Source organism: Caballeronia eucalypticola (assembly GCF_047608185.1).
GTDB lineage: Bacteria > Pseudomonadota > Gammaproteobacteria > Burkholderiales > Burkholderiaceae > Caballeronia.
In genome coordinates this window covers 40,315-54,641 of record NZ_JBLKRU010000049.1, presented here as the reverse complement: position 1 = coordinate 54,641, position 14,327 = coordinate 40,315, and the positions used below count along the sequence as shown (strand labels likewise).

General features: G+C 58.6%; 12 protein-coding genes and 2 pseudogenes. 9 read left to right on the top strand and 5 right to left on the bottom strand.

Going from position 1 to position 14,327, the window contains the following annotated elements; translation table 11 throughout:
• Window positions 1–868, bottom strand: an 868-nt coding sequence (locus ACMX25_RS34150; RefSeq protein ID WP_414954302.1) for a LysR family transcriptional regulator, incomplete at its 3' end; no start/stop codon positions are given.
• A gap of 146 nt (window positions 869–1,014) precedes the next feature.
• Here ACMX25_RS34150 and ACMX25_RS34145 point away from each other — a divergent pair.
• The 5 genes from ACMX25_RS34145 to ACMX25_RS34125 all read left to right on the top strand — a co-directional run bounded on the left by ACMX25_RS34145 (window position 1,015) and on the right by ACMX25_RS34125 (window position 4,374).
• A complete protein-coding gene (locus ACMX25_RS34145) occupies window positions 1,015–2,226 on the top strand; it encodes an NADH:flavin oxidoreductase (RefSeq protein ID WP_414954301.1) in 1,212 nt (403 codons plus the stop codon).
• A gap of 101 nt (window positions 2,227–2,327) precedes the next feature.
• Complete coding sequence (locus ACMX25_RS34140; protein WP_414954300.1) at window positions 2,328–3,056, top strand: alpha/beta hydrolase; 729 nt, start codon at window positions 2,328–2,330, stop codon at window positions 3,054–3,056.
• Between the two features lie 204 nt (window positions 3,057–3,260).
• Window positions 3,261–3,557 (top strand): putative quinol monooxygenase, encoded by a 297-nt coding sequence (locus ACMX25_RS34135; RefSeq protein WP_414954299.1) that lies wholly within the window; start codon window positions 3,261–3,263, stop codon window positions 3,555–3,557.
• Window positions 3,558–3,593: 36 nt separating this feature from the next.
• Window positions 3,594–3,788, top strand: coding sequence for an SDR family oxidoreductase (locus tag ACMX25_RS34130; protein WP_414954298.1), 195 nt, complete (start codon window positions 3,594–3,596; stop codon window positions 3,786–3,788).
• 49 nt (window positions 3,789–3,837) lie between these two features.
• Window positions 3,838–4,374: a carboxymuconolactone decarboxylase family protein gene (locus ACMX25_RS34125; protein ID WP_414954297.1), complete on the top strand. Its 537-nt coding sequence runs from the start codon at window positions 3,838–3,840 to the stop codon at window positions 4,372–4,374.
• Between the two features lie 798 nt (window positions 4,375–5,172).
• Here ACMX25_RS34125 and ACMX25_RS34120 read toward each other — a convergent pair.
• From ACMX25_RS34120 to ACMX25_RS34110, 3 genes and pseudogenes are all read right to left on the bottom strand, one after another.
• On the bottom strand, window positions 5,173–5,595 hold the full coding sequence (locus ACMX25_RS34120; protein WP_414954296.1) for an MFS transporter: 423 nt from the start codon (window positions 5,593–5,595) through the stop codon (window positions 5,173–5,175).
• Between the two features lie 44 nt (window positions 5,596–5,639).
• Window positions 5,640–6,347 (bottom strand): MFS transporter, encoded by a 708-nt coding sequence (locus ACMX25_RS34115; RefSeq protein ID WP_414954295.1) that lies wholly within the window; start codon window positions 6,345–6,347, stop codon window positions 5,640–5,642.
• Between the two features lie 42 nt (window positions 6,348–6,389).
• A pseudogene (locus ACMX25_RS34110) lies at window positions 6,390–7,942 on the bottom strand (IS3 family transposase).
• Window positions 7,943–8,023: 81 nt separating this feature from the next.
• On the opposite strand from ACMX25_RS34110, the pseudogene ACMX25_RS34105 reads away from it, so the two are divergent.
• Together ACMX25_RS34105 and ACMX25_RS34100 are read left to right on the top strand one after the other, a co-directional pair.
• Window positions 8,024–8,392: pseudogene (locus ACMX25_RS34105) on the top strand (Tn3 family transposase); the annotation flags it as partial.
• A 1,211-nt stretch (window positions 8,393–9,603) separates the two neighbouring features.
• Window positions 9,604–10,743 carry a porin gene (locus ACMX25_RS34100; RefSeq protein ID WP_414954294.1) on the top strand — a complete coding sequence of 380 codons (1,140 nt, stop codon included), beginning with the start codon at window positions 9,604–9,606 and terminating at the stop codon, window positions 10,741–10,743.
• A 38-nt stretch (window positions 10,744–10,781) separates the two neighbouring features.
• On the opposite strand, the gene ACMX25_RS34095 is transcribed toward ACMX25_RS34100, so the two are convergent.
• Window positions 10,782–11,798, bottom strand: a complete 1,017-nt coding sequence (locus tag ACMX25_RS34095; protein ID WP_414954293.1) for an ABC transporter substrate-binding protein — start codon at window positions 11,796–11,798, stop codon at window positions 10,782–10,784.
• 238 nt (window positions 11,799–12,036) lie between these two features.
• Here ACMX25_RS34095 and ACMX25_RS34090 point away from each other — a divergent pair, with 238 nt between their 5' ends.
• Both ACMX25_RS34090 and ACMX25_RS34085 read left to right on the top strand, forming a co-directional pair.
• Window positions 12,037–13,005, top strand: a complete 969-nt coding sequence (locus ACMX25_RS34090) for a LysR substrate-binding domain-containing protein (protein WP_414954292.1) — start codon at window positions 12,037–12,039, stop codon at window positions 13,003–13,005.
• 301 nt (window positions 13,006–13,306) lie between these two features.
• Window positions 13,307–14,260, top strand: coding sequence for a Bug family tripartite tricarboxylate transporter substrate binding protein (locus ACMX25_RS34085; RefSeq protein WP_414954291.1), 954 nt, complete (start codon window positions 13,307–13,309; stop codon window positions 14,258–14,260).
• The last annotated feature ends 67 nt before the right edge of the window (window positions 14,261–14,327 follow it).

Here is a 14,327-nt window from a genome sequence, read left to right as displayed (position 1 = left end):
GCAGCCGAACTCGCAAAGTGTCGATAAATGCCCGCACCCGGGCAGGCATGTGCGCGCGAGTCGGGAAAACGGCCCATATCCCAACTTCCAGTGGTTTGGCGTCAGCGAGGGCGATACGCTTCAATTCTCCGCGCTCAATCTGCTCATGCACGTCCCAGTAGGTCAGCATCGCGATACCGACACCCGCGATGCAGGCTGCTCGAACCGCGTCGACAGTACTGACTGACAAAGGACCACTAATTCGAACTCGGTGCGTTTCGCCGCTTCGCGTGAATGGCCAATTGTCCATTGCATGAAGCTTAATGCAAGGGTGCCCCACCAGATCTTCTATCGTGGAGGGTTCTCCGAAGCGTGCGATGTAGCCCGGCGATGCGATTAGCGTAAATGGATTGTCAGCTACTTTCGTCGCGATCATGTCCGAAGGCTTCATCACTGCCACGCGAACGGCCACATCCAGTCCTGCCGTCACAATGTCGATGACGCCGTCGCTCAGAGTCAAATCGACGCGGAGCGCGGGGTTGTCGGCGATCAACTCAGCCACGACAGGGACAACGACGGAATGGCCGATGACGTTCGGCGCTGTAATCTTCAACACGCCTGAGAGGCCGGAGCGACCGGACGAGACCGAGTCGATCGCCGAATCGCGAGCTTCTATGAGGGCGACTGCGTGAGGCAGAAAGGCCTCCCCCTCCGGCGTCAGCGACAGGGAACGCGTCGTGCGGTGGAATAGGCGCACGCCTAGCTCGGCCTCAAGGCCCGCCAACCTGCGGCTGACCAACATCGGCGTTGTGCCCAACTGACGAGCCGCAGCCGACAGGCTGCCGCCGGACGCAATCGTGCGAAACAGAGCCACATCTGCGAGATTCATATTTTAACGATAAACGATATATTGCTTATCGTCAATCCCATCTTCTGCACCCCATCCCAATAAGCTACATTTAAGTCCAGCAAGCAAGTAAGCCCCTGTTTTTGAGATTAAAAACGCTCGATGCAACGCTTTTGGAGGTCTGGATAATGGACATTGACACAAGCGCACTTTTCGCGCCAATCGTTATAAACGGCCGCACCGTGACGAACCGCCTCTCTGTCGCGCCGATGACGCGCATCACAGCGACCCGTGATGGCCGGGCGACCGAGACGATGACCCGGTACTACGAACGTTTCGCACGGGGTGGCTTCGGGACGGTCATCACCGAAGGCATTTACACCGATCAGGCGTTCTCGCAGGGCTACCTCGATCAGCCTGGCATAACTAACGAAGCGCAGGCCAATGCCTGGAAGCCGGTCGTTAGCGGCATCAAGGCGCATGGCGCGCTCGCCATCGCCCAGTTGATGCATGCCGGCGCAATAAGCCAGGGCAATCGCTTTCGCGACGGCACGGTGGGCCCGTCTGCCATTCAGCCCAAGGGCACGCAGATGACGTTCTATCACGGCAAGGACCACTACGCTCTTCCGGCCGCGATCACAGAGGCGCAGATCGCTGACGCCATCAATGGCTTTGCTAAGTCGGCGGGACGCGCAATCGAGAATGCGGGGTTTGACGCAATCGAGATCCATGGCGCCAATGGATATCTTCTCGACCAGTTTTTGACGGACTACGCCAACAAAAGAGCGGATCAATGGGGCGGCTCCACGGAGAACCGCGTGCAATTGATCGTCGAAACCTTCAAGGCGGTGCGTGCGAAGGTCGGAGCCATGGTGCCGGTCGGCGTGCGCATCTCCCAAGGGAAGGTGAACGACTACGAACACAAGTGGGCCGCCGCGGAACGCGATGCAGAAATCATCTTCGGCAGCCTCGCCGACGCCGGCGTGGACTTCATCCATGTGACCGACCATGAGGCGTGGAAGCCGGCCTTTACTCCGGGAAATGCATCGTTGATGCACCTAGCCAAGCGCTACGCACCCAAAGCAGCAATCCTTGCGAATGGCAGTCTGCACAATGTCGAGCGGGCGGTGGCTGCGCTGGATGACGGCGCCGACATCCTCACCTTCGGCCGCGGAGCGCTGGCGAATCCCGACTTTCCGCGGCGTTTGTCCGAGCGCGACGTCCTCAACGACTTCGATCCGACGATCCTTGGGCCCATCGCCAAACGTCAAGGAAGCGGAGCTGGCGATGTGAAGCCGACTTGGTTGCTGCGGTTCTCAGGTGGTTACCTAGCCTGTTCTCCGAAGCTCACAAGGTGCACCGGCTTCGCATTTTCGCTCAGAGATAAAGCGCCGCACTGAGGCTCTTCAATTACGAACCAGATGACGATCTTTGGCAGTGTGGCTTGATGCGCACGTCAACCGCTCATCCCATAGCGCAACAATTATTGAGAGGAATCACCATGGATATCAAATCACTCAAGCCAACCATCGTGCTTGTGCACGGGGCCGTCGAAGACTCGTCGCTCTGGACTCATGGAGTGATCCAGCGGCTCCAGCGCGAGGGCCACCCGTTCAAGGTCTTCTCCAATCCCTTGCGTGGCGTGGCGCACGACGCTGCCTACCTGCGTAGTCTGCTGGACACGATCGAGGGGCCCGTGATCCTCGTTTCCCACGCTTACGGCGGGGCCGTCATCAGCCAGGCTGGAGACGACCCCAAGGTCAAGGGACTAATCTACGCGGGCTCACCTATGCCCGGGGTAGGGGAATCTACAAACGATTGTCTCGAACGTTTTCCCGGCGGAGACTTCGCCTCGTCCGTCGATCTGATCCCATACACCTTGCCTGACGGAACCAGCGGCACGAATCTCCACGTCAAAGCCGATAAGTACAGCTACCTCCTCGCCGCCGACGTGCCTGAGAGCGTGCTCGCCCTGATGATCGCCACCCAACGGCCCATCGCCTTGGCAGCCCTCCAAGAGCCACTGACATCGGCTGCATGGATGAGCAAGCCAAGCTGGCAAATCAGGCCCCTGCTGGATCCCGTCATCCCCCAGGAAGAATTTAAGTTCGAAGCCGAGCGCGCCCACGCTCACGTCATTGAGCTGAAATCTTCGCACGCCATCCCCATCACTTTCCCGGATGTCGTGGTCGATGTGATCGAACAGGCCGTCCGCGCGGTCGCTCCCTGATTGCAGTCTGGCGTGCCTGCGCCGCGCCGCTGCGGAGAAGGCGCCGATCCACACGGTGGTTTCAGGATTGCTGCTGAATCATCGACGGTTTCTAGCTGGACCGAAAACGCCTTTATTACTAGGAGGCCTATTTGGGTAGTGCAAATGCAACTGTGTACGACCGAATGTAACTAACACCCACTGTTCAAGAGAGGATATTTCCAAATGGCTAATTTCGCGTTGTTTGTTGAATTGAAGGCAAAACAAGGAAAGGAATCGGAAGTTGAGGCGTTTCTAAGCGGGGAGGCCAAGCTGGTAAGAGGAGAAGCTGGAACGCTGACGTGGCACGCGGCGAAAGACGAAGGTGAGCCTGGAGTATATGTGGTCTTCGACACCTTCAACGACGAAGTTGCCCGCGAAGCTCATTTGAACGGCGAAGCCGGACAGGAACTTGCGGCGAATGCGGAGAGGCTGTTTTCCGAAGTTAAGATTCATCGGCTTCAGGTGGTCGCCGAGAAGTAAGGCCTCGAGGCGACGCTTCGTTGTAAAAAAAATGACATGAACCGGGCCACAGGCCATCGTTTTGTCGGCCGCGACGAAACGGCTAAGGCGCGCTTGGTCGGAAGCATTCCAGCCAAGCGTGCCGCAACGATGGGCGAGATCTCCGAGACGATCGTTTTCATCGCGTCTGCCAAGGCCCCGTACCTCACAGGCCGATCCATCGCAGTTGATGGCGACTACACCGCTCGATAAGAGCAATTCAATTTGCACCCTCGTTTTCAACCACCATCAGGAGGTCACCATGACCACCATCACCGTTCCTACCCGCGAAGAAGTCAGCGTACGCAACCAAGCCCTTTTCGATGATCTCAAAAAGGGCCTTGGGATGGTTCCCAACCTCTACGCCACGTTTGCCCTTTCGGAGACGGCACTTGCCACTTACTTGGCATTGCAAAACGCCAAGAGCAGCATCTCTGGCAAGGCTCGCGAGGTCGTCAACCTCGTCGTCAGTCAAGTCAACGAATGCGAGTATTGCTTGGCCGCCCACACCATGCTCGGGAAATTGAACGGTTTCACTGATGAGCAAATCATCGAAATCCGGCATGGCCAAGCGAGCTTCGACACCAAGCTCGACGCACTAGCCCGCTTGACCAAAGGCATCACGCAAAGCCGTGGCCACGTTGACCAAGCCTTGGTAGAAGCATTCTTTGCCACAGGCTGGACAAAGGAAAACCTAGTGGATGTCATCGTCATCGTTGGCGACAAAACGGTAAGCAACTACCTGCACTCGACCACGAAAATTCCAGTGGACTTTGCTGTTGCCCCGAAGCTGGATTGATTTGACAAAGCAAGGGGAACGTCATGCAAAGCGCGATTCCAGTCCAGCGTCAGTAAGAGAGCAAAGCAGATGCTTATGATCTTGCGCCGGGTATTTCCGTAGGGCTGCTGGCGGCCAGCGTTGATGATCTCATAGCGTCTACGCACGCTAGGGGATTGGTCGCGCAATAGCCGTGGCACCCGCCGCTGCAGACTGCGGCGTCATGGATCCGAGAGACATGTCGTCATGTCGAACGAATCCACGGACGTGACCTTGCGGGCCAAGACGGCTGAGCGAATGGGACGCTTGGGTGTTGCTATCAACAACTTAGTCTGATCGGACTCAACGGCATGGAATTAACCCTTGGCGCCGGGAACAGCGGCGGCAATTGGTACGACAATCCACGAATATTTCCAGCGTATTTTTCGCCAACTCAACGCTTCGCGAGGCATGCTCACCCAACGACGCGATCCGCCGAAGCAAGGCAAGCGCACGGGCATCCCCGCCTTGGGTTACGTAAAGGGTTTTAGCAGGATCGTGGCCACGTCGGATGGGTGCGAATCTGAAATGGCGCCAGCCAATCGCGGCAAATAATTGTGACCTCGGTGACCTCCGTGACGTGATCGACGTCAGCGGTTTACCACACGCGCTGGAATGAACGCCCAGATCAAACAGGCGGACAGGGTTAGCGTACCGGCAACCAGGTACAGCCCGGACGACAGCGTGCCGGTCTGGCCTTTCAGCCAGCCATAACGGTCGGACTGACGAAGCCGGCCAGATTCGCGGTCGAATTGATCAGCGCGATACCCGCGGCGGCACCTACACCGCCCAAGAACGACGTGGGCAAAGCCCAAAACATAAGTAGGCGCTGATAATGCCTACCGCTACCATCCTCAGCCCCACCATCGACAGCACCGAACTGCCGGCCACGTTGGCACACAACACGAAGCCGCAGGCTGCGAACAGGGTCGGCACGATCACATGCCAACGTCGTTCGCGCCGCTTGTCCGCGCTGCGGCCAATCAGCAGCATGCCAATCAGCGCAGCCGTGTAGGCGATCATCGTCATGAAGCCGATCAGCGCCGGACTCTTGATGCAGGTGCCCTTGATGATGGTCGGTTGCCAGAAGTTCAGTGCATACGAGCCCATGATGATGCCGAACAGGATCAGCGCGAGCAGACAGACGCGGCCGGAGCGGAACACCTGACTCACCGAACCATGCGTCCTGGTTTCGCCTTCCATGTCGAGGTCGAACTGGACCCGTGTTAGCGCTTTGGGCGCGAAGTTTAGCCGCGCCGTGCCGACGCAACGGCGTCAATGCTGGGCCGAACTTCGGCAAACGCGTCGCGTCCGGTCGAGGCGAGATCAATACCAGCGGTCTCCGGCGCAAGCATCAGGGCGATCAGCGATACAGCTGATACGAAAATCAGCCACACCGCGATTGGCCACGGCGAGCCGCCCGAGAGCGCGAGGCCTGCTGTCGCGATTAGCGGCGACGGGCCGCCCGCGACAATCGCGACCAGCTGCGCGCCGATCGACATTCCGGAATAGCGAACCTGAGGCTCGAATAGTTCGGCAAAGTACGCCGCCTGCGGCGCATACATTGCCGCCCAGCCGACTGCGAGCGCTAGGACAAGTGCGAGTAGGATCAGCATCGGCTGGGTCGTTTGCAGCAGCCAGAAGAACGGATAAGCAAACAGCAGCGTGAATACGACGCCTCCGATAAACACTGGCTTGCGGCCGATGTAGTCGGTCAACAGCCCAAAGAGCGGAATTGTGAACACGGTCGCGAGCGCAGCTACTATCAAAGCTCCTAAGATTACGTAACGCGGTACGTGTAGATGCTGCGTCGCATAGGACAGACTGAACACGCTGAAGATGAAGAACGAACCGTTCTCCGCGAAGCGTGCGCCAATAACAAGTAACACGCGTTTTTTGTTTCGCTTCATCACTTCAAGAACGGGATAGCGCGCGACCGTCTTCTTAGTCGTCATTTCCGTGAAAACGGGTGTCTCCTCGACCGCAAGCGGAGCGTGTCAATGAGTTTGCGACACCTGGGTGTTTACTTTCAGTGAGCAAGCGTCAAATTTTGTGCGGGTTTGGGATTCCTTCTTTTTGGGTGGGTTGATCCATGCGGCGACGGGCAATTCGGGTGGTCGCGGTGCGACACGCTTGAAACGCTCGGGGTGGGCCAGGAAGGCGGCATCCAGGGTGGCGCAGCGCGTTCTGGTGAGCGCTTGAGCGCCGCCGTAATGAACGGTGTGCGGGGTCATGAGCGCGATCCCTGAATGACGATGCTCGGTGTTGTACCAGGCAAAGAATGTCTGGCAGTGCGCCCGGGCGTCCTCAATGCAACCGAAACGATCCGGGAAGTCAGGACGATATTTAAGCGTCTTGAAGTGCGATTCGGAGAAGGGGTTGTCATTGGAAACATAAGGCCGACTATGAGTCTTGACGACTTCCAGATCGACCAGCAAGGCAGCGACAGTCTTCGAGCGCATGCTGGTGCCGCGATCGGCGTGCAGTGTGAGGCAACCCGGTTCGATGTTTTGTCCGGCGACGGTATCGGCAATCAGCATTTCGGCCAGTTCAGCAGTCTCCCGGGGAGCGATCATCCAGCCCACTACGTAGCGGCTGAAGATATCAAGGATCACGTACAGATGGAAGTACGTCCACTTTCCTGGGCCGCGTAACTTGGTGATATCCCAGGACCACACTTCATTGGGTTGCACCGCTAACAGCTCCGGCCGGGTGTAGGACGGATGAGTCAATTGCCGGCGCCGTTCACGTACCTGGTCGGCGCCGGCGAGCAGCCGGTACATGGTGCGTACCGAGCCGAGATAGACCCCCTCGTCAAGCAGGGTGGCGTAGGTTTGCCGCGGTGAGCAATTAGCGAAACGCTCGCTGTTGAGCGCGTCGAGCACGCACCAGCGCTCGAGTTCGCTCAATGCCAGAGGAGGCCGGGGACGAGCTCTGGGCGGCGCTGGTTGCGCGACCAGATGACGTGCCGCGGCGCGCTGTCGGTACACGAGTGAGCGATCGATGTTCATGACCCGGCAGGCACGTGCCACGCCGACATCCGGCACCAGGAGGTTCACTCCGTCCAAGCGGAGTTGCCATCCGTGTCCTCTTCGTTCTGCAGAGCCATTAAGGAGGAAACTTTTTTTTGAACATCGATGATCAACCGCGCCTGCATAAGCTGTCGCCGCAGACGATCGATCTCGCGTGTCAGCGCGGCCGTTCGACGGGTCTCGGCGATCACCGGATCGGCCTTGTTTCCCCGCTTGCGCGGATCGAGACCGGTCTTGCCCTCAGCGGCACGACGCTTGCGCCACGCTGCCAGATTGGACGAATAGATGCCTTCGCGGCGCAGCAGTGCACCGATCTGCCCCGGCTCGCTACACCGGTCAGCCTCGGCCAGGATGCGTCGTTTCTCGCTGGCGGAGAATTGCCGACGTCGGGCGATCGCGACCACCTCGGGCTGCGCTGGAGCCGCGCTGGAAGCCGCGTCTGCGCTCGCCCTGCGGGCTCCCTCCAACGCGGCTTCCAGCCCAGCGGGCTGTGGAACGGGCTTCACTACAGATTTCATCGAATTGGCCATGAATTGCATCCTGTCTTTGTACTCTAATTGGTCCAAGGCAGGTGTCGCATCTCATATTGGCACGCAGGGAGCGAGCTTCAGCATGTCCTCAATCGTGGTGAAGCCGTACACACCGTGCAGCGGGCGATACACATAGGCAAAATTCCGGCGGAACTAACGAAGCATCACGAATCACTCGCAGCCGTGTCGTCGTCGCTGGCGTTGCTCACCAACGCCGTAATGGCTTGGAACACGATGCATATGCAACGCGCCGTTGGTCAGATCGAGGCGATGAGTGGGGACGTCCTTCGGGCTGTGGACCTGCGGCGAATTGCACCCACCTATCTGGAAGGCATTAACTTGCGCGGCACGTTCGATTTTCCGATCGCCCGCTATGCAGACCGTGTCTTGCCCAGCCTAGTGGATGGTCTGAGTGTAAATGAGCTTCGCTCTGCGTGACGCTGGCCGTAGGCCGAATTAAAACTATCACCGGTGCAAAAATAAAACCGGCAATTCGCTAATGGGTGGCTTCTCGAAGGCCCATATCCGATGACTGGCTGCGTCTGACCGGCGACGCGTGACAGCAGCAGTTGCTTTAACTGTGGAAGACACACATTGTGCAACTCGTAGTCGTCAACGATACGCCGGCGAGCGCGATCCCTGATCGCACTGAAATTCGAAAGGCTCTTGCACGCGGTGTCGATCTGACAACGGTACGCGACAATCTCCGACACGCTTCGATCTCGACGACGTCGGTCTACTTGCATAGCGACGAAGTGAAACGTGCCAAACAGATCCGCGAAGCGTTCGCTGCCAGGCGAACTGCGCTGAAAAAAGCTTGACCGGATTTTGTGTTCCGTTGCTCGCGTACCCTGAGCTTCGAGTCGTCGCCATAAAGGCGTTCCCGCTGCCTGAAAGAGACCAGACAGGAAGCACTTGATTTAATGAGATTTTTTAATAGGGCCGTTTTGCAAAGCCGCATGGCGCCTACGCGCTGCTATCCCCGCAAAATGCAACGAAATCAAGGGGACCCCCACTAGCCGCTAACGGTCGCCTTAAAGCCTACGCCGCCTTCGAGAAAAAAAGATATCTAGTGCAGGGTGGGGCCAAGTGAAAGTCGCTATTGGTGTCACCTTGTTTGCTCGCCACGCACGCATACTCCCATTGACACTCGCTGGGTCGGTCTTTCGTGATACCAGTTTGCTTGCTCAGTTTCTGCGCTGCAGCCTGCGCGTCTGTTCAGGCCACCTGGCGCGAAAGGTCACGTGCGGCCAGGAAGGGTCGCCCGCTAGTATTGGAATCCGGCCATATCGATGTCGTCTCCGCCCATGAATCTGTTATTCGGTTCCTAAAAGAGAGAATCGCTAGATCCTTCGCGTGGTCCGCACGGCCCCACGAAAGGGGAAAAACGAGCGACGTCACGACGATCGGCCGTATCCGCAGCGCGCTCGCATCACCCTTCTTGCGATATGTCCGGTCGATCGAGCCAGGACGCTTCTGCAGTGACATTAACCATTTGCTCAATCGGAACGCCGTTTTTTTCAACTTGCAGAGGACGTTGCGCTGGCAGAATTTAAACATGGCAGTAACAAATCGAAAAGCTCACGGGCGCGCAGTGGTCTCGACACTGCTTTCTCAGCCAAGTGAGCAACATGACGGAGATGAAGTAAATGAAATATCGGACCGCGATGTGCGTCTGCGCTGCGCTTCTTTGCGCTTCTTCGTCCGCACGGGCGCAAGATGAAGAAGACGCGCCGCCCCCGCAGCCTGTGGGCGCAAGTACAGTGACGCTGTACGGTTTGATCGATCAAGGTGTCGAGTTCGTCAACAACGTCGCCAACGGCAAAAACAAGACGGCGAACGGATGGCGCACGGGGGACGGAACCGCTACCTCGTACTTCGGTATCCGAGGCAGCGAGGACCTGGGAAGCGGAGTAAAAGCAATCTTCGATTTGCAGGGCGGATTCAGCCCGACGACCGGTGCATCGAGGCAGGGCGGACGTCTGTTCGGACGGCAGTCGTATGTTGGCCTTGATGGAAAATATGGCCGCCTGACCTTCGGACGGCAGTACACGATGCGTTTCTACGGCATCTCTTTCATCAACCCGTTCGGCACGGGCGCGCAGGGCCTGACGACACTCGACAACGGAATCGCCAACGCACGCGCGGATAACTCCGTCAGCTATCGCTACTTCCTGGGCGACTTCGAAGGGGGTGTCAACTACAGCTTTGGCCGCGATGCGGTCGCGGGCAACAGCAACGTCGCGACCAACTGTCCAGGCCAGACCTCTCCTTCAAATCAGTGCCGGGAGTATTCTGCGTTGCTGAAATACGAAGGGCATGTCTGGGGCCTGGCAACTTCCTACGAACGCAACTATGGCGGCACATCCGCAACATGGGGCGGCCTGACTTCGCCGGGTCTCACGGACAGCCGCTTCACGCTAGGTGGCTACTTCATGATCCAAAAGGCGAAGTTCGGCGTGGGCTGGATCAGGCGAGTGAACGAAGGGATCACCACGCCAAGAAGCAACCTTTTGTGGGTGACCGGAACGGTCCCGGTGACGCCGTTTTTCCATATTGACGGAATGCTGGCACAACTCAGATACGCGCACTCGCCTAACAAGGCGCTCGTCGAGGTCTTGCGCGGCGAATATCTGCTTTCCAAGCGGACTTTGCTGTATCTGACCGGCGAGCACATTCACAATTCCGGCAATCTTTCGCTCGCCGCGACGACGCTTGCCCCGGTGCCGACACCCATGGCCGGTGGATCTCAGATTTCTGTCATCGCAGGCATCCGGCACACGTTCTAAGGGAAAGCCGGGGAACCGCCTGGTTCCCCGCTCTTCGTCTAGCTGGTGTGCTTCGCGGCAGCGATCGCCGTCGACATATCGGCCACCGCGCTGAACGGTTGTTTTCGCTTCAGGCTCCCCGCGCCGATATCCATCTCCTGCAGATACACGATGTCACTCTCAGTCAGCGACAGATCCCTCGAATACGGACGCTGCGTCTGGTTGAAGTCCCAGATCGCCTGGGCCGACGCAGCGTCGAATTTCTTTTGGGCGCGCTTGCGAGCGTCAAAGAAAGCGTCATGAGAGGCTGGTGACATGAGAAAGTCGTACAGCGCGCCATAGGCAGCTATCACCGAGACCAATCCTTCGTGCTTTTCTCCGAGCGCCAGATCCGATGCGTAGGCCGTCTGGAAGACGCAGCTCGGCAGCGCCCGCCACATGTCGCCTTCGCCGATAACCGTCAGACCCGCGTCGTCATTGAGATGGGAGATGCTGGAGCAGCACGCATCGGCTGCTCCGTGAGCAACCGCGTCAAAGCATTGGTCGTTGCTGCCCCGATCAACGAATTCGATTTTCGAAGCGTCGATGCTTTTCTCCTTCATCAATCTAAGCATAAGTGTGTGCAGCAAGCCGAGCTTCGGTCCAACCGCGACGGTCTTTCCCTGCAGATCGGCTAGCGTTTTCGCGCCGTCGGGCCGGGCAAAAATCGTCAGCGCGCACTTCTTCATGCCTGCGCCGATAATTTTCACTTGCGCCCCCTGCTCGATGCGCGTGAGCACCAAGTTGTACCCGGAGACCATGCACACGTCTGCTGTGCCGCGTGCAATGGCGTCGAACGGCCCAGTCGGACCAGGCACCTGAATGATCCGCGCATCGACGCCGTAGGTCTTGAAGCATCCGAGTTCATCCATCAACGCGTTCAACGTCGCGTTCTCGAGGCCCGGATTACTGACAATCCGGATTTCGGCGCCGGTGGCTTTGGCGACATAAGGTGCGGCGAGTCCGCTCGTCGCCAGCCCCACACCGAGTGCTCCCGCCTTGCGCAGAAAATCGCGGCGGGTCGAGTCGTACGTCATCTCCATATCTCCTAACACCGGTCGAGCCGGCTGGTAGTTGTTGGGAACGTTGCGCGAGAAAAATCGATAAGCATGCGTCGCGATCAGGATCGCTCGCATTGTCGATCGCACGCATATATCCAATGCACAATGTGCCGAGCTCATGCACGAGCGATTGTGCCCACGCATCCAGATCCGGTCGATTGAGTAAAATGTCTGGTAACTTAACCATTTGCTCATACCGTTAGAGGGGTGCGACGTGTCGGCAGAACTCGACTGGTATCTGCAGGTCAACCTCAAGGCTAGACACTTGCGGCTACTGGTGACAATCGACACGCATCGCAATCTGAGCCAGGTGGCCGAAGTCACGCACGTCACATTGCCCGCTGTCTCGAAGTCACTGGCGGAACTTGAGCATGGACTCGGTGTTGTGCTTTTCACGCGCACGGGGAAAGGTTTAGTGCCCACGCCGCACGGCGAGTGCCTGACGCGCCACGCGCGATCGATGCTGCACATCCTGCATCAGGCGCGCGACGAGTTGCAAGCGTTGAGCGCCGGGACCGAGGGAAAGGTCGAAATCGGCGTGCTGCCCGTGTCGGCTTCGATCCTGCTGACTCACGCGTTGAACCTGCTCAAGCGGCTTTCGCCGGGAACCAATGTGAAGATCGTCGAAGGCTCCGCGGCGTCGTTGCTGCCCGAGCTGTGGCAAGGTCATCTCGATCTCGTTGTCGGTCGTCTGCCCCCTCCAGATGCGCTAGGGAGCTTCGAGGAAAAGGAGCTTCTCGATGAACCCGTCGTGCTCGTGACAGGCGGGCAACACCCGCTGGCGCTCAGGAAAACACTGCAATGGCCGGATCTGCTTCCGTATCCCTGGATACTCCCGCCCATTGGCTCGATCCTCCGCGATCCGCTGGAACGGGCACTGGAATCACACGCTGTACCGCTCACCAACAACTACATTGAGACGCTGTCGCTGCACGTCATCCGCGCACACTTGCAGGTGTCCGACTGCATCGCAGTGATGGCAGACACGTCCGCCCGTGACACCAGCCTTCCGCAACCGCTTTATACGCTGCCGCTAAGCCTGCCTCGCCTGCTGCGGCCCGCCGGTGTGCTTTGGAATCGGGTCCGGACACTCACGCCGAGCGCGCAACTTATGATCTCCTGCCTCGAAGAGACAGCCGGCCGTCTGGCAGAAGAAGGCCAGAAAAACGCTGGTATTCCTTAAGGTCCGGCTGAGCTGGCGCCGAAGGCCGCTTATCCCGGCCTTAACCATTCACTCAACTCGGTAGCGGATTTTCTCAATCCGGGGCGTTCAGCCCACTGGCACAATTGGCTCACGCTCACCGATAACGAGCCACGACGCGAACTGCCGCTGGGAGGCAAGCTCTGCCGATCGCGGCGAGGACAGTTCCGCGCATATAACGGAGACAGGAAAGATCATGAATTACAGGACCGCAATTTGCACGTGCGCGGCGCTGTTCGGCTTCGCCGTGACGGCATTTGCCTCGCCTGCGTCCAGTCAATCCGTGGAAGACTTCTATCGCGGCAAGGTGTTGACCCTGGTTGTCAGCGCTGACGCCGGGACGCCGACGGACATCATCGCGCGCCAGTTCTCGCGCTTCTTCGTCAAGTACGTTCCGGGACATCCCAAAGCCATCGTGATGAACGTGGTGGGCGCAGGCGGCATGGTCGCGGCGGCATCGCTCCAGTCGCGACAACTAAGCGATGGCACTGTCATCGGCTTCCTGCAGCGAAACAACCTCTATATTCCGCTTCTCGACGAACGGCAGAACCGGTTCGATCCGCGCAAGGTCCGATGGCTCGGCAGCCTCAACAAAGTCGAATACTGCCTGGTGTCCATGACGCGATCCGGCGTGGTCAAGGCGGATGATCTCAGCAAAAAGAAGATGTATATCGGCGCCACCGGATTCGCCAATGAGGACCGCACGTTGCCCGCCCTGCTGGACGAGTACATCGGCGCGAAGATGAGTATCGTGCCGGGCTATACCGGGCGCGGGGAGGTTTATCTGGCGATGCAGCGTGGTGAAGTCGACGGCTGGGCATCCACCATCGACGGCCTGCAACAGGGCGAGCCGGTGCGCCTGCTCAAGACCGGACAGATGAAGGTGCTGCTGCACCTGGGCTGGCAAAGCCCCGCCGGCTTCACGGATGTCCCGAACCTGTCCTCCTATATCACGCGACCGGACGTGAAGGCGCTCTTCAATCTGTTCATCCTGCCATTTCAGGCCGGCCGTCCCATCGCCGTGCCGAATGGCGTTCCGCAGGATCGGCTTCAGGCGCTGCGTGATGCGTTCGCAAAAACCATCGCCGATCCGGACTTCATCGATGCCATGAAGCAGTCGGGTTATCCCATCGACCCGATCGATGGAAATGCGGTGGAGCAGATCGTCGCGAAGTTATATGCCACGCCCGAGCCGCAGCTCGAGGACGCCCGCAAGCTCATCTTCAGTTCTCATTGATCAAGCGCGTATCGGCCGCTTTCACCGCAAGGGCCTGCAACAACACCATCACCAAACGGCAAACCAA